Origin of the sequence: Enterobacter cloacae complex sp. Mu1197 (assembly GCF_040059225.1) — a bacterium.
GTDB classification, from domain to species: Bacteria; Pseudomonadota; Gammaproteobacteria; order Enterobacterales; family Enterobacteriaceae; genus Enterobacter; species Enterobacter quasiroggenkampii.
Window position 1 is genome coordinate 1,802,124 of record NZ_CP157375.1, and the last position, 21,361, is coordinate 1,823,484.

Genomic DNA, 21,361 nt, shown 5'->3' on the forward strand with positions numbered 1-21,361 from the left:
GCTACCCGGCTTAACACTCAGAAGTCGTAGCTCGCGCTCACCGAGACGTTCAGCGGCGCGCCATAAACCACATAAGATCCGACGTAATCGTAATACTCTTTGTCGAACAGGTTGTTGACGTTCGCCTGAACAGCAAAATCTTTGGTGACCTGATAACGGCTGAACAGGTTAACCAGCCCGTAGCTGCCTTGCTCCGCGCGGGTACGGCCAGCCGGCGCGCCATCCACATCCGTCCACACCTTGTTTTGCCAGTTCACGCCACCGCCCACGGTCAGTTCCGGCAGCATTGGCAGTTGATAACGGGTGAACAGCTTCATGGTTGTACGCGGCTGATCGGAGCTGACGGCGTTGCCATTCTTATCTTCCGCAATGTAGCGGGTCGCGCCGAAGGTCAGCTGCCAGTTATCGGTCAACGCACCGTTGAGCTCGAACTCAATCCCTTTGCTCACTACGCCGTCCAGCGATTGGTAAATTGACTCACCGCTCGGCATATAGGTATAGGTATTGCTTGCTACGTTATCCTGCTCAATGCGAAATATTGCCAGCGAGGTGGTAAGACGGGTATTGAACCAGTCTGCTTTCACACCGGCTTCGTAGCTTTTGCCCGTAGTGGGGTCGAGATAGCGTCCGCTGGCGTCCCGCTTGTCCTGGGGCTGGAAAATAGAGGTATAGCTGACGTAGGTCGACCAGTCTTCATTGATGTCGTAGACCAGGCCCGCGTAGGGCGTTACGTCATCTTTGGTACTTTCCAGACGAGTGTCCGGGGAGCCCGCAGGGTTATAGCGAATGTTATAGTGGGTATAACGCGCGCCGAGGATCAGATGCAGCGGATCGGCCAGTGAGAAGCGGGCGGAGGTATACCCTGAGGACTGGCGAATGTCGTCCTGGCTGTAGAGTTTCCACGGCGTCCACTGCGGGTCGGCAATGTTACCGTTCCAGTTCTTAAAGTTACCCACATCAACCATGCCGTAAACCGCGTCAGGCATTGAGTTGTCGTAATGGTTACGCTGGCGACTGAAGCTGCCGCCGAACATCATTTCGTGCTGACGGCCGAAGAGATCGAAATCGCCGCGCAGGAAAGCGTCCACGGCATCCTGTTTCCGTTCGCCACGGTTCCAGCCGCCGTAGCCAACCATGCCTGCACCGGTCTCTTTATCCGGATAGCCGGACATATACATCAGCTTAGAGTCGAAGTTGGTTTCAGCATGCATGCCGTTAATGTGTGCTTCCCAGCCATTATCGAAACGCTGAGTCAGGTTAGCGAAGATGCGGGTGCTGTCTTTATCAGACCAGGCCCAGTCAGGCGCGACGGTCTGGCTGCGATCGTAATGGGTTTTACTCCCGTCACTGTACCAGGTCGGGAGTCCGCCCCAGGTTGGGTCGGCGGTATGGCTTTCCTGATATTCGTATCCCACAGAAAGGGTGGTGCTGTCGGTGACGTCCGCATCCATCACGCCATAGAGGAATTTCTTTCGGTAGTGATAGTTATCCACGAAGCTGTCGTTGTCCTGATAACCTGCGATCATCCGGCCCCGTAGCTTACCTGACTCCACCAGCGGCGCCTGCAGATCCAGCACGTAGCGCTGTTTATCCCAGCTGCCGTAGCTGGCCGAAACATTGCCTTTGAATTCATTGCTGTCCGCATGCTTACGCACCATGTTGACGTACGCTGCCGGGTTGCCCGTCCCGGACATCAGGCCGGTGGCGCCGCGTACCACTTCGATGCGGTCATAAATCGCCGTATCGGCGGCAGTATCGCCAAAGTTCCACACTTCGCTGATGGAGGTTGGCAGGTCGTCATAGGCGTAATTACTGACGAAAAATCCGCGCGAGTAAAACACGGTACGGTCGCTGTCCTGCACCTGCGCCGTTACGCCCGTGGTGTTGGTTAACACCTGGCCGATGGACTGCAGGTTCTGATCGGCCATGCGCTGCTGGCTAATCACGCTGACGGACTGCGGGATATCGCGGGGAACCAGCAACAGCTTCGTGCCGGTGGTGGTGGTTTTGACGCTGTAATCCCGCTCCTGACTTGCGGAAGGATCCTGCGTTTGGTCAAAACCGCCGTCAACAACAACGGTATCTTCGGCTGTTGATGCAGCGAAAGCGGCGGCTGGCGTCAGTGCCATAGCAATGCAGCCTGCCAGCAACGAAGGCGTTGCGACAGGCTGACGTTGCCCATCCCTGGTGTGATGAATGAAAGACATGATTAAACCCTTATGAACGATGAAGAGGGTATGCGTCAGTCCCGCGGACGCGGGCTGGCGTCGTTTTCTATGTTAAAAATGCGCATGAAAATGCAAATGCGAAATATACGCATTGCTATTAATGCTGTAAACAGATGTGTCGACCGGAACTGAAATAATGTTTCAGCCCATTAAGGCCCGCGAGCGGTCACTCTTCACTCAGCTGATAAACATTAAGGAAAGAAATCGAGGGAGGAGGTTGAAAGGACAGGAGAAACTCGCTCATACTCTTGAATTGTGTCACACCCTCATCCAGAGCGTGTGTTAACAGCGGACGCATCGCGCCTGATTAATCAAAAAAGGAATAGGTCATGGCTGAAGAAACGATTTTCAGTAAAATTATCCGTCGCGAAATTCCGTCGGATATCGTCTATCAGGATGAACTGGTAACGGCTTTTCGGGACATTTCACCTCAGGCTCCGACGCACGTCCTTATCATTCCCAATATTCTGATTCCGACCGTAAACGACGTAAAAACCGAGCATGAAGTGGCATTAGGTCGTATGCTGACGGTGGCCGCGAAAATCGCCGAACAGGAAGGGATTGCAGAAGACGGTTACCGTCTGATCATGAACTGCAACCGCCATGGCGGCCAGGAAGTTTATCATATTCACATGCATCTGCTGGGTGGACGTCCTCTGGGGCCGATGCTGGCACATAAAGGTCTTTGACATGCGTAAAGGGCGTATTGCAGCGCTGGTAATGACGATGATGATTGTGGGGTGCAGTTCGCGCCCGGCGATCCCCGTGAACGATGAACAGACGCTGGTGATGGAATCCTCCGTGCTTGCCGCGGGCATCACGGCGCAACAACCCGCGCTGACCATCAGTGAAATTAATTCATCTGCCTCCTCTACGCTCTTTAATGAAAGACACGAACCCGTGACGGTCCACTACCGTTTTTTCTGGTATGACGTAAGAGGTCTCGAAATGCATCCGCTGGAGGCGCCGCGCAGCGTCACCATTCCGGCCAGATCGTCGGTAACGCTCTATGGCAGCGCCAACTATCTGGGTGCGCATAAGGTGAGACTTTATCTTTATCTCTAAGGGGTGAACCTTGATTAAAAACTTGAGCCGCTATGCGCTCGTGACAGCTTTCGCGCTGTTCCTGGCGGGGTGTGTGACCCGAACTGAACAGCCAGCGCCTGTGGAAGAGGCGAAACCGGGCACTGAACAGCCGACACAGCCAACGCAGCCGCAGCCAACCGTGCCGTCCGTACCGTCTATACCGGCACAGCCAGGCCCGATTGAGCATCCGGACCAGACGTCGCAGCCCACGCCGCGCGTGCGCCATTACGACTGGAACGGCGCAATGCAGCCCATGGTCGGCAAAATGCTGCAGGCACAGGGCGTGACGGCAGGTAGCGTGTTGCTGGTTGATAGCGTGAACAACCGTACCAACGGTTCGCTGAACGCGGGCGAAGCGACAGAAACGCTGCGCAATGCCCTGGCAAACAACGGTAAGTTTACGCTGGTCTCGGCTCAGCAGCTCGCGGTAGCCAAACAGCAGCTGGGCCTGTCGCCGCAAGATAGCCTCGGCACACGCAGCAAGGCGATCGGCATTGCCCGTAACGTTGGCGCACAGTATGTGCTGTACTCTAACGCCACCGGTAACGTGAATACACCGGCCCTGCAGATGCAGCTGATGCTGGTTCAGACAGGCGAAATTATCTGGTCAGGTAAAGGTGCGGTTACGCAACAATGACAGCACGCGTGAAGAGATTCTGACGCGCTATTTTCCTCAGTACCGCCTTATCGCGCCGCAGGCCCACTCCGGGCTTGGCGGCGCGAGTTGCATTATAGCGCAGGGCGAACGACGTCTGGTCTTGCGGCAACATCACGACCCCTATGCGCCTGCCTCCCATTTCCGTCGTCAGTTTCGCGCCCTGAGGCGTCTTCCGTCAGATCTCGTGCCTGCCCCCCGTTTTTTCAGAGAGAGCTGGATGGCCGTCGACTATCTGGACGGTGACGTGAAAAGCGCGCTGCCGGACACGCCGGCGCTCGCGGCGATACTGTATCATCTGCACCGACAGCCACGTCTGGGATGGCGAATCACGTTATACCCGCTGCTGGAACGCTACTGGCAGCAGGCCGCGCCTGACAGACGCACCCCATTGTGGCTGGCGCATCTCAAGCGGTTGCGTAAAACGGGCGAGCCGCAGCCGATTCGGCTCTCGCCGCTGCACATGGATGTTCATGCCGGAAATATTGTGCATACGTCAGCGGGCATCAGGCTCATCGACTGGGAATATGCCGGAGATGGCGATGTGGCGCTGGAGCTGGCGGCAGTCTGGACGGAGAGTGACGCTGCGCAGCAGGCGCTGATCAGGGACTACGCCGAGGCGGCACATATCAACGCCGACGCGCTGAGGCGTCAGGTCAAACGCTGGCGGCCCTGGGTCGTCATGTTAATGGCTGGCTGGTTTGAAATGCGCTATCAGCAGTCCAGAGACAAACACTTTATTGCGCTGGCAGACGATGCCTGGCGTCAGTTACAAACGAAAGGATAAGAGAGGTGGATGTGGGTCCAGTCATGTTGGATGTAGAAGGGTTTGAGCTGGATGCGGAGGAGCGTGAAATTCTGGCGCATCCGCTGGTGGGTGGTCTGATCCTGTTTACCCGCAACTATCACGATCCGGCGCAGCTGCGTGAGCTGGTGCGTCAGATCCGCGCCGCGTCGCGCAATCATCTGGTGGTCGCCGTCGATCAGGAAGGCGGCCGCGTGCAGCGTTTTCGCGAAGGGTTTACCCGCCTGCCGGCGGCCCAGTCTTTTGCCGCGCTGCTCGGCACGGAAGAGGGCGGGAAACTGGCGCAGGAGGCCGGCTGGCTGATGGCCAGCGAAATGATTGCCATGGATATCGACATCAGTTTTGCCCCGGTTCTGGACGTGGGGCATATCAGCGCCGCCATTGGCGAGCGCTCGTACCATGACGATCCGCGCATTGCGCTGACCATGGCGACCCGGTTCATTGACGGCATGCACGATGCCGGGATGAAAACCACCGGGAAACACTTCCCGGGTCACGGGGCGGTAACGGCGGACTCACACAAAGAGACCCCGCGCGATCCGCGCCTGGAAGCGGAAATTCGCGCCAAAGATATGTCGGTGTTCAGGTCGCTTATCACTGACAACAAGCTGGATGCCATCATGCCTGCGCACGTGATTTACAGCGACGTTGACCCGCGCCCTGCCAGCGGCTCTCCGCACTGGCTGAAAACCGTTCTGCGTCAGGAACTGGGCTTCAATGGCGTGATCTTCTCTGACGATCTGTCGATGGAAGGGGCGGCGATTATGGGCAGCTACGCTGAACGCGGTCAGGCGTCGCTGGATGCAGGTTGCGATATGATCCTGGTCTGCAATAATCGTAAAGGTGCCGTGAGCGTGCTGGATAACCTGTCGCCGATCAATGCAGAGCGTGTTACACAATTGTATCATAAAGGTTCATTTAGCCGTCAGGAGCTGATGGATTCGGCGCGCTGGAAGACGGTCAACGCCCGGCTTGAAGACCTGAATGAGCGCTGGCAGGCACATAAAGCCAGCCTGTAAACCCTCCCGGAAGGCGTAGCGTGGTGAGAAGACGATGATCATCTATTTACACGGTTTTGACTCAAACAGTCCTGGTAATCATGAGAAGGTGCTGCAGCTGCAGTTTATCGATCCGGATGTACGGTTGATCAGCTACAGCACGCGCCATCCGAAGCATGATATGCAGCATCTGCTCAAAGAGGTGGACAAGATGTTGCAGCTCAACGTCGACGATCGGCCGTTGATTTGCGGCGTGGGGCTGGGCGGCTACTGGGCAGAGCGGATTGGCTTCCTGTGTGACATCCGTCAGGTGGTATTCAATCCCAACCTTTTCCCGAACGAAAACATGGAAGGCAAAATCGACCGCCCGGAAGAGTATGTCGATATTGCGACCAAGTGCGTCAGCAATTTTCGTGAGAAAAACCGTGACCGCTGTCTGGTGATCCTGTCGCGTCACGATGAGGCGCTCAACAGCCACCGGGCTGCAGAACTTCTGCATCATTACTATGAGATCGTCTGGGACGAAGAACAGACCCACAAGTTCAAAAACATCTCCCCACACCTGCAGCGTATCAAAGCGTTTAAAACGCTGGGTTAATTCCTTGCCTGCAGGCGTCGAAGCCCGGCCGCGAAAGCGTGCCGGGCTTTCTTTTTGACCAGAATTGTCTACTTTTAAGCCATCAAAACTTGATGCATATCAATTTTGGTATGACCAATGCGCCTGACGTGGTATTCTCAATGCACCTGAATGGTTTCAGTGCTGTAACCTGTTGTTAATTAAGGGTTATTTTTATAACTTTTAATTAACAATTGGTTAATAATTTGAGGGGGTCACGTTGACTACGCCATTGAAAAAGATAGTGATTGTAGGCGGTGGTGCTGGCGGGCTGGAGCTGGCGACACAGTTGGGTAAGAAGCTGGGTCGCGGTAAAAAAGCCAAAATCACGCTGGTGGATCGTAACCACAGCCACCTGTGGAAACCGCTGCTGCATGAAGTGGCGACCGGCTCTCTGGACGAGGGCGTGGACGCGCTCAGCTATCTGGCGCACGCGCGCAACCACCATTTCCAGTTCCAGCTGGGCTCGGTGGTGGACATCAACCGTGAAAGCAAAACCATCACTCTGGCAGAACTGCGTGATGAAAAAGGGGAGCTGTTGGTTCCTGAGCGCAAGCTGCCGTATGACACGCTGGTCATGGCGCTCGGCAGTACCTCCAACGACTTCAACACGCCGGGCGTGAAAGAGCACTGTATCTTCCTCGATAACCCGCACCAGGCGCGTCGTTTCCATCAGGAAATGCTGAACCTGTTCCTGAAGTACACCAGCAATATGGGTGCGAACGGTAAGGTAAATATCGCCATTGTCGGCGGCGGTGCGACGGGCGTTGAGCTGTCTGCGGAGCTGCACAATGCGGTGAAACAGCTGCACAGCTACGGTTACAAAGGGTTAACGAATGAAGCGCTGAACGTCACGCTGGTCGAAGCCGGTGAACGCATTCTGCCTGCGCTGCCTCCGCGTATTTCCGGTGCGGCGCACAATGAACTCACCAAGCTGGGCGTGCGGGTGCTGACGCAGACCATGGTGACCAGCGCCGACGAAGGCGGCCTGCACACCAAAGACGGCGAGTATATCAAAGCGGATCTGATGGTCTGGGCGGCCGGTATCAAAGCGCCTGACTTTATGAAAGATATCGGCGGCCTGGAAACCAACCGCATTAACCAACTGGTCACGGAGCCAACGCTGCAAACCACGCGTGATCCTGAAATCTTTGCTATCGGTGACTGCGCCTCCTGCGCCCGTCCTGAAGGTGGATTCGTGCCGCCGCGCGCACAGGCCGCACATCAGATGGCAAGCCTGGTCCTGCACAACATTCTGGCGCAGTACAAAGGCAAGCCAATGAAGGCCTATGTCTACAAAGACCATGGTTCTCTGGTGTCTCTGTCAAACTTCTCTACTGTCGGCAGCCTGATGGGTAACCTGATGCGCGGCTCGATGATGGTAGAAGGGCGCATTGCCCGCTTCGTGTATATCTCCCTCTACCGTATGCACCAGATTGCGCTGCACGGCTACTTCAAAACCGGGCTGATGATGCTGGTGGGCAGAATCAACCGCGTGATCCGTCCGCGTCTGAAGCTGCACTAATCTTTCACTCCCTCCGGGCTCTCCGGAGGGAGTTTTTAGCATTTCATGCTGTAGATCACAGATTGAGTGCTTAAGAGTTCTCCTAAATACAATATATCTCCTCTGAACGTCCCTTTTTTGATCCTTTATCTGATTGGCGAAGCCGTGCCTCCATTGCAAAATTGTTACCAATAGCAACAAAGGAGGAAGTCCCGTGAATAAATCAATGTTGGCGGGTATAGGGATTGGCGTCGCGGCTGCGTTAGGTGTGGCTGCCGTTGCCAGTCTCAACGTATTAGATCGCGGCCCGCAGTATGCGCAGGTGGTTTCTGCTACACCGATTAAAGAAACGGTAAAAACGCCTCGTCAGGAGTGCCGTAACGTCTCCGTGACGCATCGTCGTCCGGTGCAGGATGAAAACCGTATCGCCGGTTCAGTTCTGGGCGCGGTAGCGGGTGGCGTGATTGGTCACCAGTTCGGGGGCGGCCGGGGTAAAGATGTGGCGACCGTAGTCGGCGCGCTGGGTGGCGGCTATGCCGGTAACCAGGTGCAGGGCGCGATGCAGGATAACGATACCTACACCACGACTCAGCAACGCTGCAAAACCGTCTATGACAAGTCGGAAAAAATGCTGGGCTATGACGTGACGTACAAAATTGGCGATCAGCAGGGCAAAATCCGCATGGACAAAGACCCTGGCACGCAAATTCCACTGGATGGAAATGGTCAGCTGGTTCTGAATAACAAAGTGTAAAAAAGATGTTCTCTGAATTTAGCTCCTCATGCGCTCAGGCTGAGGAGCTTTTTTTTGCTTTAGATTTTGAGGAGCTCAGGCCACAGTCGCAGCGTGGTTTCGCTAATATTCTGCAGTTTTTCCAGCGTTGCCCCTTCACGGGCGCTGATCGACATCCCCTGCAAAATACAGCTCAGGTATTGTGCCAGCAGTTGGGGGTTGCACTGCGCAGGGATTTCACCGCGCTGCTGGCGCTGTGCCAGAAAGGCGCTCAGCGTCTCCTCCTGCATCGCATGACGCGATTTCACCGTATTGGCAATCTCTTTCGAGGACGCCGCCAGGGTGGCAGAGGTGTTAATCATAAAGCAGCCCGCAGGCGTATCTTTACTGGTGAAGCAGGTCGCGACGGCGGTGAAGTAATCCCGAAGCGCCTGTTCGACGCTTTTCTCTTCACAAAATAGCTGGGCTTCATGTTTCGCCGCAAAACGCGAAATGTATCTGTCCAGCACCGCCCTGAACAGCCCCTCTTTATTGGTAAATTCGGCATACAGCGTCGGCGCTTTGGCTCCGGTAGCTTCTACCAGATCGGAAAGCGAGGTTGCTTCATACCCATGTTGCCAGAAGAGAGTCATGGCCTTATCAAGCGCTGCATCCCTGTCAAACACTTTTGGTCGGCCACGGCTTTTCTTCGCACAACTCGTGACGTCGGTTGTCATGTGCCGTTGGTCCTCTGTTGGTTTGGTGAATAACCATTATAAAAATAAACGCAACCTACCACCAGTGCTGAATGCTTAAAAATATATTAATCATATCTATATGAAAAATAACGACTTTAAAATTAAGTTAATGGTCGTTATAAAATTATGTTGACGCGTGACCTGGATCACATTTATGATTTACATATCGATCGTTAACTAAATAGATAACGACCTCCAAATTCATCTGCTAAAGGTAAACATCATGAAAAACGTAAAAACCCTCATCGCTGCTGCTGTTCTGAGTTCACTTTCTTTCGCAAGCTTTGCGGCTGTCCAAGTACAGTCCACCCCGGTCGATCAGCATAAAGTCGGGACGATCTCTGCGTCTGCCGGTACTAACCTGGGTTCACTGGAAGATCAGCTGGCACAAAAAGCGGAAGAGATGGGTGCTAAATCTTACCGCATCACCTCTGTGACCGGTCCTAACACCCTGCACGGCACCGCCGTCATCTACAAATAAGTCGGGCATAAACCCTCATTTATGCCACTGCAATAAAAAACGCCCTGCTGAGCAGGGCGTTTTTTTATTTATGATTTACATCGATTGCTGGATTACATCATGATGCCGGGTGACATCGGTCGGCATGCCTGAGCGGGCCTCCATTGCGCGCTCCATCACCACGCTGTTGGTATTCGCATTCGTTTTGAAGCTTACCATTGCGGCATTCAGGTTAATGGGCAGCGTCTGCGGGTCATCGCCAATGTTTTTCGATAGCGGCTGGTGAATTTCGACCAGCCGCACGCCGCCCGGCTCCTCAGAAACCTTAATCGGCGTATTGATGATATTCACTTTGGTACCCGGCGTAACAACGTTAAACAGCGTTTTGATATCGTCATCGCGCAGACGAATACAGCCGGAGCTGACGCGCATGCCGATGCCAAAGTCCGCGTTCGTTCCGTGCAGCAGGTAAACGCCACCGTAGGCCGCCAGGCGGATCGCGTGGTGACCCATCGGGTTATCCGGGCCTGCCGGCACCACGGCCGGAAGATCGATGCCCTGAGCTTTATAACGGGCACGAATATTGGCCGTTGGCGTCCAGGTTGGATTCGCGCGTTTATCCGAGACGGTTGTGACCATCGTCGGCGTCAGGGTGTCGCCGCCCAGCTGACCAATACCAATCGGGTAGACGGTCACCTCATTTTTACCCGGCGGGTAATAGTACAGACGTAGCTCCGCCAGGTTTATCACAATCCCCTCGCGCGGGGCGTCCGGCAGGATAGTCTGTAACGGGATAGTCAACACGCTGCCTGCACGCGGGACGTAGGGATCGACGCCAGGGTTCGCCTGCAGCAGAGCCAGAAAACCGACGTTATATTTTTTGGCAATGGCTTCCAGCGAACCGCCATTATTTTCAACCACATGAAAGCGGTTTTCCCCCACCACTTTGCTGCCGGGCGGAGGAAGAGGCCAGGTATTTGCGCGAGCAGGAAGCGCCACCGCGACGGTGGCTGCCAGCGCAAACAGGGTTAACCAGCGAGTAAAACGCGAAAAGGTCATCATCACCATAATCCATGCAAATGATAAGGTTATTGTTTTATAAAGCGTTAATGATAATTATGGCGAATGGGTGTGTCGGGAAGATCGGGTGAAGTGCAAAGAGTTTGTAAATTGTCCCCCCGTAGCGCTGGGCTAACAGGGGAAGGGATCCCCATAAAATAATGCCTGCACGGACGACCCCCTCTCCCTTGAGGGAGAGGGCTGGGGTGAGGGGGAACATACGACTCTGGTGGTCATTCCGTTCACTTTATGTTCCTTAGTACTCTGTAACGACATGACCTGTGAACGTGCCAGGGTGGCTCAGTGCAGTCGCCACCACCCTGGCGACCCGGGCTCCCGGCGGTAAATCGCCGCTACGCGGTACCTTCGGCTTATTCCTTCCGGCTTTTCGGGGACGGGCGGAGGTAACATCCCTGTAAAGCCCGCCCTCTCGGCGCATCCCTGCTCCTCGCCCCGGCCTGCAGGAAACGCCTCAGCGATTTACAGCCGGACCAGGGTGTCGCTGTAAGCTATTCATTTTCCGGAAGCAACTTTCATCGCTTCCGGTTAATAAACTACATGAAATTCCTCAGTTAAGAGGGGAATGGAGGTCAGGCGATCGCGTTCTCTTCCAGCTGGCGCATAAAGTTACGCACCCAGTCCATGCGGGTTTTGCGCTCCGTCAGCTCCTGGGTAAATTTCAGACGCGTTGGGCCATCCAGACGGAAATGCTGCGGCTGTTTTTGCAGCAGACCGATGAGCCACATCGGGTTGACGTGGTTCTTCTCCGCGAACTCAATCACGCCGCCTTTTTCGTTGCCTTCAAGCTTGCGAATGCCCAGCTTCTGCGCCTGCTGGCGCAGGCGAGCGATATCCAGCAGATTTCGCGCCGCATCGGGCAGCAGACCAAAGCGGTCGATCAGCTCAACCTTAATCTCTTCCAGCTCGTTTTCCGTCTTCGCACTGGCGATGCGCTTGTAGAACGACAGTCGGGTATTCACATCCGGAATGAAATCGTCCGGTAGCAGGGAAGGCATACGCAACTCGACCTCGGTCTGCTGGCTGGTGAGATCTTCCAGCGACGGCTCGCGCCCGGCCTTCAGGGCATCAACCGCGTTTTCCAGCAGTTCCATATAGAGCGAGAAGCCGATGGTCTCCATCGAGCCACTCTGGTCTTCACCCAGCAGTTCACCGGCACCGCGGATCTCGAGATCGTGCGTGGCCAGTGCGAAGCCTGCACCGAGGTCTTCCAGAGAGGCGATGGCTTCCAGACGCTTTTGCGCGTCGGTGGTCATCGCTTTTGGATGCGGCGTCAGCAGCCAGGCGTAGGCCTGATGGTGCGAACGTCCGACGCGACCGCGCAGCTGGTGAAGCTGCGCCAGGCCAAAGTGATCCGCACGTTCAATGATGATGGTGTTCGCGGTCGGAATGTCGATCCCGGTTTCGATGATGGTGGTGCACACCAGCACGTTAAAGCGCTGGTGGTGGAAGTCGTTCATCACCCGTTCCAGCTCGCGCTCGCGCATCTGCCCGTGACCGATAGCAATGCGCGCTTCCGGCACCAGCTCCGCCAGCCTGTCCGCCGCTTTCTGGATGTTTTCCACGTCGTTGTACAGGTAATAGACCTGACCCCCGCGCAGCACTTCACGCAGAATGGCCTCACGCACCACCAGATTATCGTACTCGCGGACGAAGGTTTTCACCGCCAGACGGCGCGCCGGCGGCGTGGCGATAATCGACAGATCGCGCATGCCGCTCATCGCCATGTTCAGGGTTCGCGGTATCGGCGTTGCGGTCAGGGTCAGGATATCGACGTCGGCGCGCATCGCTTTGATGCGCTCTTTATGACGCACCCCGAAGCGGTGCTCTTCATCGACGATCAGCAGCCCCAAATCTTTCCACTTCACGTCGCTTTGCAGCAGCTTATGGGTGCCGATCAGAATATCGATCTTGCCTTCGCAGGCCTGCTCCAGGATCTGCGTCTGCTCTTTGGTGCTGCGAAAACGCGACAGCATCTCGATGCGAACCGGCCAGTTGGCGAAGCGGTCGCGGAAGTTGTCGAAGTGCTGCTGAGCGAGCAGGGTGGTCGGCACCAGCACCGCCACCTGCTTGTTGTTTTCCACCGCAAGGAAAGCGGCGCGCATCGCCACTTCGGTTTTACCGAAGCCGACGTCGCCGCAGACTAAGCGGTCCATTGCCAGCGGCTGGCACATGTCGCTCAGCACGGCGTTGATGGCCTGAGCCTGATCCGGCGTGGTTTCAAACGGGAAGCTGTCGCAGAACAGCTGATACTGTTCCTTATCATGCTTAAACGCGAAGCCCTCTTTGGCCGCGCGCTGGGCGTAAATATCCAGCAGCTCGGCGGCCACGTCGCGCACTTTTTCCGCGGCCTTCTGGCGCGCGCGCGCCCAGGCATCGCCGCCCAGCTTGTGCAGCGGCGCGTTCTCTTCAGCACCGCCCGCGTAGCGGCTGATCAGATGCAGGGACGACACCGGGACATACAGTTTGGCGTCGTTAGCGTAGGTCAGCATCAGGTATTCACCTTTAATGCCGCCCGCCTCCAGCGTGGTCATCCCCTGATAGCGTCCAACGCCATGTTCCAGGTGAACAATCGGCTGGCCCGGATGCAGTTCGGCCAGGTTGCGGATCAGCGTGTCCGGGTTGATGGTTCGACGGCTGTCCTGACGACGGCGCGCGACGCGCTCACCCAGCAGGTCGCTTTCGCAAATCAGCGCCAGGTTGTTGAGCGTGTCGATAAAACCGTGCTCGGCGGCGCCAATCATCAGGTAACGGCCGTTTCCGGTCGCTTCGCTCAGGCGCAGGATGCGCTTCGGCGCCACCTTAATGCGTCCCAACAGCTCACCTAACGCTTCGCGGCGGCCTTCACTCTCAACGGAGAACACCACCGGGCCGGTAAAGGACTCCAGGAACTTGCGCAGATTATCCAGCGGGGATTTCTGCTGCGCCTGGACGGCCAGGTCCGGCAGCGTCCGGAAGGCGAGGTTGGTGTTGGCGGCCTTATCGGCAAGCGAATCGGTTTTCAGCTGCATGCGCGGCCAGCGCTTCAGCTCGGCGTTGAGCTCGTCGGTACGCAGCCACAACGCTTCCGGCGGCAGCAGCGGACGCATCGGGTCAACGCCCCGGTTTTCGAAGCGAGCGCGGGTTTCGCTTTCAAAGCGGCTGGCGCTGGCGTCGATATCCCCGGTGTTAACAATCAGGGTATTCGCCGGGAAGTAGCTGAACAGGGCAGGGAGCGGCTCGCTGAAGAACAGCGGCTGCCAGTATTCGATCCCGGCAGGCAGCGTGCCTTTGCTGACCTGCTGATAAATATGTTCCGCGTCGCGCTTCACCTCGAACTTATCGCGCCACTGGCTGCGGAACAGTTCGATAGCGGTTTTGTCCGTCGGGAATTCATGTGCGGGCAGTAAATTGATGGACTCCACTTCCTCCAGCGTGCGTTGCGTGTCGGCGTCGAAGACGCGCAGGCTGTCGATTTCATCATCGAAAAAGTCCAGACGATACGGCTGGTCGCTGCCCATCGGGTAAAGGTCGAGCAGCGCGCCGCGGGTCGCGTATTCCCCGTGCTCCATCACCTGGTCGACGTGGCGATAGCCGGCACCGTCAAGCTGCGCGCGCAGGGCATCACGGGACAGGCGCTGGCCTTTTTTCATCACCAGCGCGTGGCCGTGCAGGTAGCTGTGCGGACAGACGCGCTGCATCAGGGTATTCACCGGCACAATCAGCACGCCGCGCTGCATGGTCGGGAGTTGATAGAGCGTCGACAGGCGCGAGGAGATGATCTCCTGGTGCGGAGAGAAGCTGTCATAGGGCAGCGTTTCCCAGTCGGCCAGGCTGAACACCAGATTATCGGTGAACTGGCGAATTTCGTCGTGCAGGCGCAGGGCGTTTTGCATATCCGGGGCAACCAGGATCACCGGGCCAGTATGACGCTCGGCGATTTCCGCTACCAGCGTGGCGCACGCTGCGCCCGTGAGTTCACCCAGCTGGCGCTGGTCGCCCGCTTTGACAGGCAAGGAATAACGATAGTGTTCAGGCATGGCTATGTCAGAGTCTCTTATGGATATACCAACAGTATTGGGGCATATCACTGATACGCAATGTCTTTATTATCCTCGATCGTTTTACATAAGCAAATCGTAACCGCACGGCGGGATTATACGCCCCCGGAAGGGGGGCGGTGAGGGCATTAACGGGTCGAAGGTGACAGGGTCAGCGTAGCGGGAGGAGAGAAGAAAATGTCGCCAAACAGCGCGGTGGAGATCTTACGGACCCCGAGTCCGGCAAGGGTACAGATCAGCAGGCTGGCAAACGGATAGACAAGAATTAGGGATAGCTCGGCCCAGACCGGCCAGTAAGCGGCATTCATCTCGCCGATCAGGAACAGGCTGAAGGCCTCAATGAGGATGCGATGAGTGGTATAAATCGCAATGGTATTAGAGCCAATCACGTTCAGCAGGTTGTCAGGGTGAACGGCATAGCGCTGCTCAAAGCTGTAGAACAGCTTCATGATCAGCACAATCGACAGCAATGAGAGCAGCAGTGGAACGTTAGCAAACCACAGCACCACGGAGACGGCGGCGAAAGCGCCGGTTGTCAGCCAGTTGCGGCGCAGGCTGAGGTTTTTCATCCACGTCATCAGCGCTGCGCCATACCACGCCCCGAGGCTGTAGTAGATCATGTTGCGTACCACGCTGTTCATTCCCCACCACGGCAGCGGCAGGAAGTTGATCGCGATGCTTGCCAGCGCCAGCAGCCCCAGCATCGGCAGCTTCCAGCGGCTCAGCAGTTTACACAGCGTGAAGTACACAACCAGGGCATACAGATACCACAGGCTGGTGCTGGCGGTGAGCATGCCTCGCACAAATCCCCGGAGGGAATCGGCGTAGGCCGCGTTCGACGAGGTGGCAAGCTCACGCTCGGGCGCCAGCCAGGCGTTCAGGTGGGTCAGCGCCTGCCATTGCAGAATTCCCCACAGCGCTAGGACCCAGACAATGCTCCAGACTCGCTTGTCGAGGCTGGTTCGCCAGTCCACCTCATCAATATAACGACGGATCAGATAGCCGGAGATAAAGAAAAAGACCGGCATACGGAAGGGGGCGAGGTAGAGATTAAAATAGACCCAGCATTTGGCGAGAAGGCCGGAGAGCGGGTGTTGCAGCCCGATCAGGTGCGGATAAAACGTGATAACCGAATGATAGATAACCACCAGGCAGATACACAGCCCTTTTATCTGGTTAATCCATAATGCTTTTTGCTTCATTGTTCGCAACTACCTTATTGCCATAGACGAACGAACAATTGTTGTTAAACGAAACCGGGCTGTAATGGGTAACAGTCTGTATCAGGAGGTTTTTCGGAAAAGGTGGAGGTTGCGAGGGGCGGTTTCAGACATTAGTACCCTGATTTATCTGAATTTTTCGGAAAAATGATTACCAAAGCTTACGGTTTCAGTCATTTACGCTTAACGGATTCGCTTATATACTCGTGGGTCTGCTATCAGCAAACAGACGGACTTCATGTATCAACCTGTCGCACTCTTCATAGGCTTACGCTACATGCGTGGGCGCGCCGCGGACCGCTTCGGTCGCTTTGTCTCCTGGCTTTCGACTATTGGCATTACGCTTGGCGTGATGGCTCTGGTGACGGTGCTTTCCGTCATGAATGGCTTTGAGCGCGAGCTGCAAAACAACATCCTGGGGCTGATGCCGCAGGCCGTTCTCTCATCGACTAACGGTTCGGTTAACCCGCAGCAGCTGCCGGAAAGCGCGGCGAAGTTACAGGGCGTCACGCGCGTTGCGCCGTTGACCACCGGTGACGTGGTGCTGCAAAGCGCCCGCAGCGTGGCGGTCGGCGTGATGCTGGGTATCGACCCGGCACAAAAAGATCCGCTGACGCCGTATCTCGTTAACGTGAAGCAGACTGACCTGGAAGCCGGGAAATACAACGTGATTCTGGGTGAGCAGCTTGCCGGTCAGCTTGGCGTCAACCGTGGCGACCAGCTGCGCGTGATGGTGCCTTCCGCCAGCCAGTTTACGCCGATGGGGCGCCTGCCAAGCCAGCGCCTGTTCAACGTAATTGGTACCTTTGCCGCCAACAGCGAAGTCGATGGCTACCAGATGCTGGTTAACATCCAGGACGCGTCACGCCTGATGCGCTACCCGGCCGGAAATATCACCGGCTGGCGCCTGTGGCTTGACGCGCCGCTGAAGGTGGATACCCTCAGCCAGCAAAAACTGCCGGACGGCACCAAATGGCAGGACTGGCGCGAGCGTAAAGGCGAGCTGTTCCAGGCCGTGCGGATGGAGAAAAACATGATGGGGCTGCTGCTGAGCCTGATCGTCGCCGTGGCAGCATTTAACATCATCACCTCGCTGGGGCTGATGGTGATGGAGAAGCAGGGCGAGGTCGCTATCCTGCAAACCCAGGGGCTGACGCCGCGCCAGATCATGGCCGTGTTTATGGTGCAGGGCGCCAGCGCCGGTATCATCGGTGCGCTGCTCGGTGCCGTGCTGGGGGCACTGCTTGCCAGCCAGCTCAACAACTTAATGCCGATTATCGGCGCGCTGCTCGACGGCGCAGCGCTGCCGGTGGCTATCGAGCCGCTGCAGGTGGTCGGTATTGCGCTGGCCGCGATGGCCATTGCGCTGCTTTCAACGCTTTATCCTTCCTGGCGCGCCGCCGCCACTCAACCCGCTGAGGCTTTACGTTATGAATAAGATCCTGTTGCAATGCGACAACCTGTCCAAACGCTATCAGGAAGGCACTGTGCAAACCGACGTGCTGCACAATGTGAGTTTTAGCGTGGGCGAAGGCGAGATGATGGCGATTGTCGGCAGCTCCGGCTCCGGTAAAAGTACCTTATTACATCTGCTGGGCGGGCTGGATACCCCAACCAATGGCGACGTGATTTTCTCCGGCCAGCCGATGAGCAAAATGTCCTCGGCGGCGAAGGCCGAGCTGCGCAACCGCGAGCTGGGCTTTATCTACCAGTTCCACCACCTGCTGCCGGATTTCACGGCGCTGGAAAACGTGGCGATGCCGCTGCTGATTGGCAAAAAGAAACCCGCAGAAATTAACGCCCGCGCCAGCGACATGCTGAAAGCGGTAGGGCTGGGCCATCGCGGTAACCACCGTCCGTCGGAGCTGTCCGGCGGCGAACGCCAGCGCGTGGCGATTGCCCGTGCGCTGGTCAACAACCCGCGTCTGGTGCTGGCGGATGAGCCCACCGGTAACCTGGACGCCCGCAATGCGGACAGTATTTTCCAGCTTCTGGGCGAGCTGAACGCCTCACAGGGTACCGCGTTCCTGGTGGTGACCCACGATCTGCAGCTGGCAAAACGCATGGGGCGCCAGCTTGAGATGCGCGACGGTCATCTGAACGCGGAACTGACCCTGATGGGAGCTGAGTAATGGCGTCACCGTTATCGTTACTCATCGGTTTACGTTTTAGCCGCGGCCGCCGTCGCGGCGGCATGGTGTCGCTGATCTCCGTCATCTCGACCATCGGTATTGCGCTGGGTGTGGCGGTGCTGATTGTCGGCCTGAGCGCCATGAACGGTTTTGAGCGCGAGCTGAATAACCGCATTCTGGCGGTGGTGCCGCACGGGGAGATCGAACCGGTTAACCAGCCGTGGACGAACTGGAGCGATGCGCTCACCAAAGTTGAAAAAGTGCCGGGCATCGCCGCGGCCGCGCCCTACATTAACTTTACCGGGCTGGTGGAGAGCGGGGTTAACCTGCGCGCCATTCAGGTGAAAGGGGTGAACCCGGCGCAGGAAGCGCGTCTCAGCGCGCTGCCGAACTATGTGCAAAACGGCGCGTGGGCCAACTTCAGGGCGGGCGAGCAGCAGATCATCATGGGTAAAGGCGTTGCTGATGCCCTGAAGGTGAAGCAGGGCGACTGGGTGTCAATCATGATCCCCAACGCCAGCGCCGATCACAAACTGCAGCAGCCAAAACGCGTGCGCCTGCACGTTACCGGTATTCTTCAGCTGAGCGGCCAGCTTGACCACAGCTTTGCGATGGTGCCGATGGAGGATGCGCGCCAGTATCTCGACATGGGCGACAGCGTGACGGGCATTGCGATTAAGGTGAACGACGTCTTTAACGCCAACAAACTGGTGCGCGACGCGGGCAGCGTGACCAATAACTATGTCTACATCAAAAGCTGGATCGGCACTTACGGGTATATGTACCGTGATATCCAGATGATCCGCGCCATTATGTATCTGGCGATGGTGCTGGTGATTGGCGTCGCGTGCTTTAATATCGTCTCGACGCTGGTCATGGCGGTCAAGGACAAGAGCGGCGACATCGCCGTGCTGCGTACCCTCGGAGCAAAAGACGGTCTTATTCGCGCCATCTTCGTCTGGTACGGTTTGCTGGCGGGTCTGTTCGGCAGCCTGTGCGGCGTGGTGATTGGCGTGGTGGTTTCCCTGCAGCTGACGCCGATTATCAACGGGATTGAAAAGCTTATTGGTCACCAGTTCCTGTCGGGTGATATCTATTTTATTGACTTCCTGCCGTCTGAACTGCACTGGCTGGATGTTTTTTATGTGCTGCTTACAGCACTTTTACTGAGTCTGCTGGCAAGCTGGTATCCGGCGCGTCGCGCAAGCCGAATTGATCCGGCGAGGGTATTAAGTGGCCAGTAATTACGTCATGATCTAGCGGCTTTCGGGTCGCCAGATCGAAAGAGGAATGCGTTATGTATTATGGATTTGATATTGGCGGCACCAAGATTGCGCTCGGCGTGTTTGATAAAGACCTCAAACTGCAGTGGGAAACCCGCGTTCCCACGCCGCGCGACAGCTACGACGAATTTTTAACCGCCATTGCCGCGCTGGTGGCGCAGGCCGATGAACGCTTTGGCGTGAAAGGCAGCGTCGGCATTGGTATTCCGGGCATGCCGGAAACCGACGACGGTACGCTTTACGCGGCCAACGTGCCTGCCGCCAGCGGTAAACCGCTGCGCGCCGATCTCTCTGCTCTCCTTGAACGCGACGTGCGTTTAGACAACGATGCCAACTGCTTCGCGCTCTCTGAAGCCTGGGATGATGAATTCCGTCGCTACCCGCTGGTGATGGGGCTGATCCTCGGTACCGGCGTCGGCGGCGGAATCGTCATCAACGGTAAGCCCATCACCGGCCGCAGCTACATCACCGGCGAGTTTGGTCATATTCGCCTGCCGGTGGATGCCCTCGAGGTGGTGGGACGTGATTTTCCGCTAACCCGCTGCGGCTGTGGCCAGCACGGCTGTATTGAGAACTACCTTTCCGGCCGCGGGTTTGCATGGCTTTACGAACACTTCTATCATCAGAAACTTGAGGCCCCTCAAATCATTACCCTTTGGGAGCAAGGGGATGCGCAGGCGCGTGAGCACGTCGAGCGCTATCTGGATCTGCTGGCGGTATGTCTGGGCAATATTCTCACTATCGTCGACCCGGATCTGCTGGTGATCGGGGGAGGGCTCTCAAACTTTACCGCGATTACGGAACGGTTGTCCGGGCGTTTGCCCCGACACTTATTGCCGGTTGCCCGCGTGCCGCGTATTGAACGCGCGCGACACGGGGACGCAGGAGGCATGCGCGGAGCCGCATTCCTTCATCTCACCGATTAGTTTACGAGGTTACTATGCTGTCGCGTCGCCAGGGTCGACTCAGCCGTTTTCGCAAAAACAAACGCCGCTTGCGTGAGCGTCTGCGCCAGCGGATCTTTTTCAGAGACAGAATGATGCCAGAAGCGATGGATAAACCCAGAGTGGTGGTGCTGACCGGGGCGGGGATCTCCGCCGAGTCAGGAATTCGAACCTTCCGCGCGGCGGACGGGTTGTGGGAAGAGCACCGCGTGGAGGATGTCGCCACGCCGGAAGGCTTTGCCCGCGACCCGGATCTCGTGCAGGCGTTTTATAACGCCCGCCGTCGTCAGCTTCAGCAGCCTGACGTCGCGCCGAATGCGGCACATCTGGCACTGGCGAAGCTGGAAGAGGCGCTGGGCGATCGTTTTCTGCTCGTAACGCAGAATATCGACAACCTTCACGAGCGGGCCGGTAACAAGAACATCATCCATATGCACGGCGAGCTGCTCAAGGTTCGCTGCGCCTGGAGCGGTCAGGTGCTGGACTGGAAAGAGGACGTGCTGCCAGAGGATAAGTGCCACTGCTGCCAGTTCCCGTCGCGCCTGCGTCCGCACGTGGTCTGGTTCGGCGAAATGCCGCTGGGAATGGATGAGATCTACAGCGCGCTGGCTATGGCCGACGTTTTTATCGCCATCGGCACATCCGGTCATGTTTATCCGGCGGCGGGGTTTGTCCACGAAGCGCGACTGCACGGCGCGCATACGGTAGAACTCAATCTTGAGCCAAGCCAGGTGGGTAGCGAATTTGAAGAGAAACACTACGGCCTGGCAAGCACGGTTGTTCCGGAGTTTGTCGACAAGCTGCTGAAAGGGCTGTAACGCGAATCGCGTGAAAAGGCACCCG

Annotated in this window: 19 protein-coding genes; 14 read left to right on the plus strand and 5 right to left on the minus strand. The window is 56.8% G+C overall.

The genetic code is table 11. The features are described 5' to 3' along the window. Positions 1-17: 17 nt before the first annotated feature. Positions 18-2,207, minus strand: a complete 2,190-nt coding sequence (fhuE, locus tag ABFV38_RS08515; protein WP_348959121.1) for a ferric-rhodotorulic acid/ferric-coprogen receptor FhuE — start codon at positions 2,205-2,207, stop codon at positions 18-20. Between the two features lie 350 nt (positions 2,208-2,557). On the opposite strand from fhuE, the gene hinT reads away from it, so the two are divergent. The 8 genes from hinT (at position 2,558) to ABFV38_RS08555 (ending at position 8,646) form a co-directional block, all read left to right on the plus strand. After that, positions 2,558-2,917 (plus strand): purine nucleoside phosphoramidase, encoded by a 360-nt coding sequence (gene hinT, locus ABFV38_RS08520; protein ID WP_008500786.1) that lies wholly within the window; start codon positions 2,558-2,560, stop codon positions 2,915-2,917. A gap of 1 nt (position 2,918) precedes the next feature. Beyond that, complete coding sequence (locus tag ABFV38_RS08525) at positions 2,919-3,293, plus strand: YcfL family protein (RefSeq protein WP_045910208.1); 375 nt, start codon at positions 2,919-2,921, stop codon at positions 3,291-3,293. A 10-nt stretch (positions 3,294-3,303) separates the two neighbouring features. Continuing rightward, the gene (lpoB, locus tag ABFV38_RS08530; RefSeq protein WP_045326975.1) at positions 3,304-3,951 is read left to right on the plus strand and encodes a penicillin-binding protein activator LpoB; all 648 of its coding nucleotides are present in this window, start codon (positions 3,304-3,306) and stop codon (positions 3,949-3,951) included. After that, positions 3,932-4,756 (plus strand): thiamine kinase, encoded by an 825-nt coding sequence (gene thiK / locus ABFV38_RS08535; RefSeq protein WP_348959124.1) that lies wholly within the window; start codon positions 3,932-3,934, stop codon positions 4,754-4,756. Before lpoB ends, thiK begins: the two co-directional genes overlap by 20 nt. 11 nt (positions 4,757-4,767) lie before the next feature. After that, positions 4,768-5,793, plus strand: a complete 1,026-nt coding sequence (gene nagZ / locus ABFV38_RS08540) for a beta-N-acetylhexosaminidase (RefSeq protein ID WP_348959407.1) — start codon at positions 4,768-4,770, stop codon at positions 5,791-5,793. Between the two features lie 34 nt (positions 5,794-5,827). Next, the gene (gene ycfP / locus ABFV38_RS08545) at positions 5,828-6,370 is read left to right on the plus strand and encodes an alpha/beta hydrolase YcfP (RefSeq protein WP_111966909.1); all 543 of its coding nucleotides are present in this window, start codon (positions 5,828-5,830) and stop codon (positions 6,368-6,370) included. Between the two features lie 238 nt (positions 6,371-6,608). Beyond that, on the plus strand, positions 6,609-7,913 hold the full coding sequence (locus ABFV38_RS08550; protein ID WP_008500780.1) for an NAD(P)/FAD-dependent oxidoreductase: 1,305 nt from the start codon (positions 6,609-6,611) through the stop codon (positions 7,911-7,913). Positions 7,914-8,106: 193 nt separating this feature from the next. After that, the gene (locus ABFV38_RS08555) at positions 8,107-8,646 is read left to right on the plus strand and encodes a glycine zipper 2TM domain-containing protein (RefSeq protein ID WP_008500779.1); all 540 of its coding nucleotides are present in this window, start codon (positions 8,107-8,109) and stop codon (positions 8,644-8,646) included. A 59-nt stretch (positions 8,647-8,705) separates the two neighbouring features. Here ABFV38_RS08555 and comR read toward each other — a convergent pair whose 3' ends face one another. Continuing rightward, positions 8,706-9,341, minus strand: coding sequence for a TetR family copper-responsive transcriptional repressor ComR (comR, locus tag ABFV38_RS08560; protein ID WP_028015740.1), 636 nt, complete (start codon positions 9,339-9,341; stop codon positions 8,706-8,708). Positions 9,342-9,585: 244 nt separating this feature from the next. On the opposite strand from comR, the gene bhsA reads away from it, so the two are divergent. After that, positions 9,586-9,843, plus strand: coding sequence for a multiple stress resistance protein BhsA (gene bhsA, locus ABFV38_RS08565; RefSeq protein ID WP_045910210.1), 258 nt, complete (start codon positions 9,586-9,588; stop codon positions 9,841-9,843). 75 nt (positions 9,844-9,918) lie between these two features. Here the strand turns inward: bhsA and ABFV38_RS08570 are convergent, their stop codons facing one another. The 3 genes from ABFV38_RS08570 to ABFV38_RS08580 all read right to left on the minus strand — a co-directional run bounded on the left by ABFV38_RS08570 (position 9,919) and on the right by ABFV38_RS08580 (position 16,141). Then, on the minus strand, positions 9,919-10,884 hold the full coding sequence (locus ABFV38_RS08570; RefSeq protein ID WP_048027456.1) for a L,D-transpeptidase family protein: 966 nt from the start codon (positions 10,882-10,884) through the stop codon (positions 9,919-9,921). A gap of 587 nt (positions 10,885-11,471) precedes the next feature. Next, positions 11,472-14,918, minus strand: a complete 3,447-nt coding sequence (mfd, locus tag ABFV38_RS08575; protein WP_348959127.1) for a transcription-repair coupling factor — start codon at positions 14,916-14,918, stop codon at positions 11,472-11,474. A 149-nt stretch (positions 14,919-15,067) separates the two neighbouring features. Further along, positions 15,068-16,141 carry an acyltransferase family protein gene (locus tag ABFV38_RS08580; protein WP_348959129.1) on the minus strand — a complete coding sequence of 358 codons (1,074 nt, stop codon included), beginning with the start codon at positions 16,139-16,141 and terminating at the stop codon, positions 15,068-15,070. A gap of 256 nt (positions 16,142-16,397) precedes the next feature. On the opposite strand from ABFV38_RS08580, the gene lolC reads away from it, so the two are divergent. From lolC to cobB, 5 genes are read left to right on the plus strand one after another with little or no spacing between them, the layout of a single operon-like run. Continuing rightward, entirely contained in the window at positions 16,398-17,597 is a 1,200-nt protein-coding gene (gene lolC / locus ABFV38_RS08585) for a lipoprotein-releasing ABC transporter permease subunit LolC (RefSeq protein ID WP_045372942.1), read from the plus strand. Then, the gene (gene lolD, locus ABFV38_RS08590) at positions 17,590-18,291 is read left to right on the plus strand and encodes a lipoprotein-releasing ABC transporter ATP-binding protein LolD (RefSeq protein ID WP_008500772.1); all 702 of its coding nucleotides are present in this window, start codon (positions 17,590-17,592) and stop codon (positions 18,289-18,291) included. Before lolC ends, lolD begins: the two co-directional genes overlap by 8 nt. Further along, positions 18,291-19,535, plus strand: coding sequence for a lipoprotein-releasing ABC transporter permease subunit LolE (lolE, locus tag ABFV38_RS08595; protein WP_045352893.1), 1,245 nt, complete (start codon positions 18,291-18,293; stop codon positions 19,533-19,535). The genes lolD and lolE overlap by 1 nt, the downstream gene beginning before the upstream one ends. A gap of 53 nt (positions 19,536-19,588) precedes the next feature. Further along, positions 19,589-20,500 carry an N-acetylglucosamine kinase gene (nagK, locus tag ABFV38_RS08600; RefSeq protein ID WP_023292773.1) on the plus strand — a complete coding sequence of 304 codons (912 nt, stop codon included), beginning with the start codon at positions 19,589-19,591 and terminating at the stop codon, positions 20,498-20,500. 14 nt (positions 20,501-20,514) lie between these two features. Beyond that, the gene (gene cobB, locus ABFV38_RS08605) at positions 20,515-21,336 is read left to right on the plus strand and encodes a Sir2 family NAD+-dependent deacetylase (RefSeq protein ID WP_021240739.1); all 822 of its coding nucleotides are present in this window, start codon (positions 20,515-20,517) and stop codon (positions 21,334-21,336) included. Positions 21,337-21,361: the final 25 nt, after the last annotated feature.

What these genes read in the sequence shown, in the direction of transcription:
- hinT (WP_008500786.1), top strand. Translation starts at nt 2,558, where the DNA reads ATGGCTGAAGAAACGATTTTCAGTAAAATTATCCGTCGCGAAATTCCG.
- lolE (WP_045352893.1), top strand. Translation starts at nt 18,291, where the DNA reads ATGGCGTCACCGTTATCGTTACTCATCGGTTTACGTTTTAGCCGCGGC.
- fhuE (WP_348959121.1), bottom strand. Translation starts at nt 2,207, where the DNA reads ATGTCTTTCATTCATCACACCAGGGATGGGCAACGTCAGCCTGTCGCA.
- ycfP (WP_111966909.1), top strand. Translation starts at nt 5,828, where the DNA reads ATGATCATCTATTTACACGGTTTTGACTCAAACAGTCCTGGTAATCAT.
- lolC (WP_045372942.1), top strand. Translation starts at nt 16,398, where the DNA reads ATGTATCAACCTGTCGCACTCTTCATAGGCTTACGCTACATGCGTGGG.
- ABFV38_RS08580 (WP_348959129.1), bottom strand. Translation starts at nt 16,141, where the DNA reads ATGAAGCAAAAAGCATTATGGATTAACCAGATAAAAGGGCTGTGTATC.
- ABFV38_RS08525 (WP_045910208.1), top strand. Translation starts at nt 2,919, where the DNA reads ATGCGTAAAGGGCGTATTGCAGCGCTGGTAATGACGATGATGATTGTG.
- cobB (WP_021240739.1), top strand. Translation starts at nt 20,515, where the DNA reads ATGCTGTCGCGTCGCCAGGGTCGACTCAGCCGTTTTCGCAAAAACAAA.
- mfd (WP_348959127.1), bottom strand. Translation starts at nt 14,918, where the DNA reads ATGCCTGAACACTATCGTTATTCCTTGCCTGTCAAAGCGGGCGACCAG.
- ABFV38_RS08570 (WP_048027456.1), bottom strand. Translation starts at nt 10,884, where the DNA reads ATGATGACCTTTTCGCGTTTTACTCGCTGGTTAACCCTGTTTGCGCTG.
- nagK (WP_023292773.1), top strand. Translation starts at nt 19,589, where the DNA reads ATGTATTATGGATTTGATATTGGCGGCACCAAGATTGCGCTCGGCGTG.
- lolD (WP_008500772.1), top strand. Translation starts at nt 17,590, where the DNA reads ATGAATAAGATCCTGTTGCAATGCGACAACCTGTCCAAACGCTATCAG.
- bhsA (WP_045910210.1), top strand. Translation starts at nt 9,586, where the DNA reads ATGAAAAACGTAAAAACCCTCATCGCTGCTGCTGTTCTGAGTTCACTT.
- comR (WP_028015740.1), bottom strand. Translation starts at nt 9,341, where the DNA reads ATGACAACCGACGTCACGAGTTGTGCGAAGAAAAGCCGTGGCCGACCA.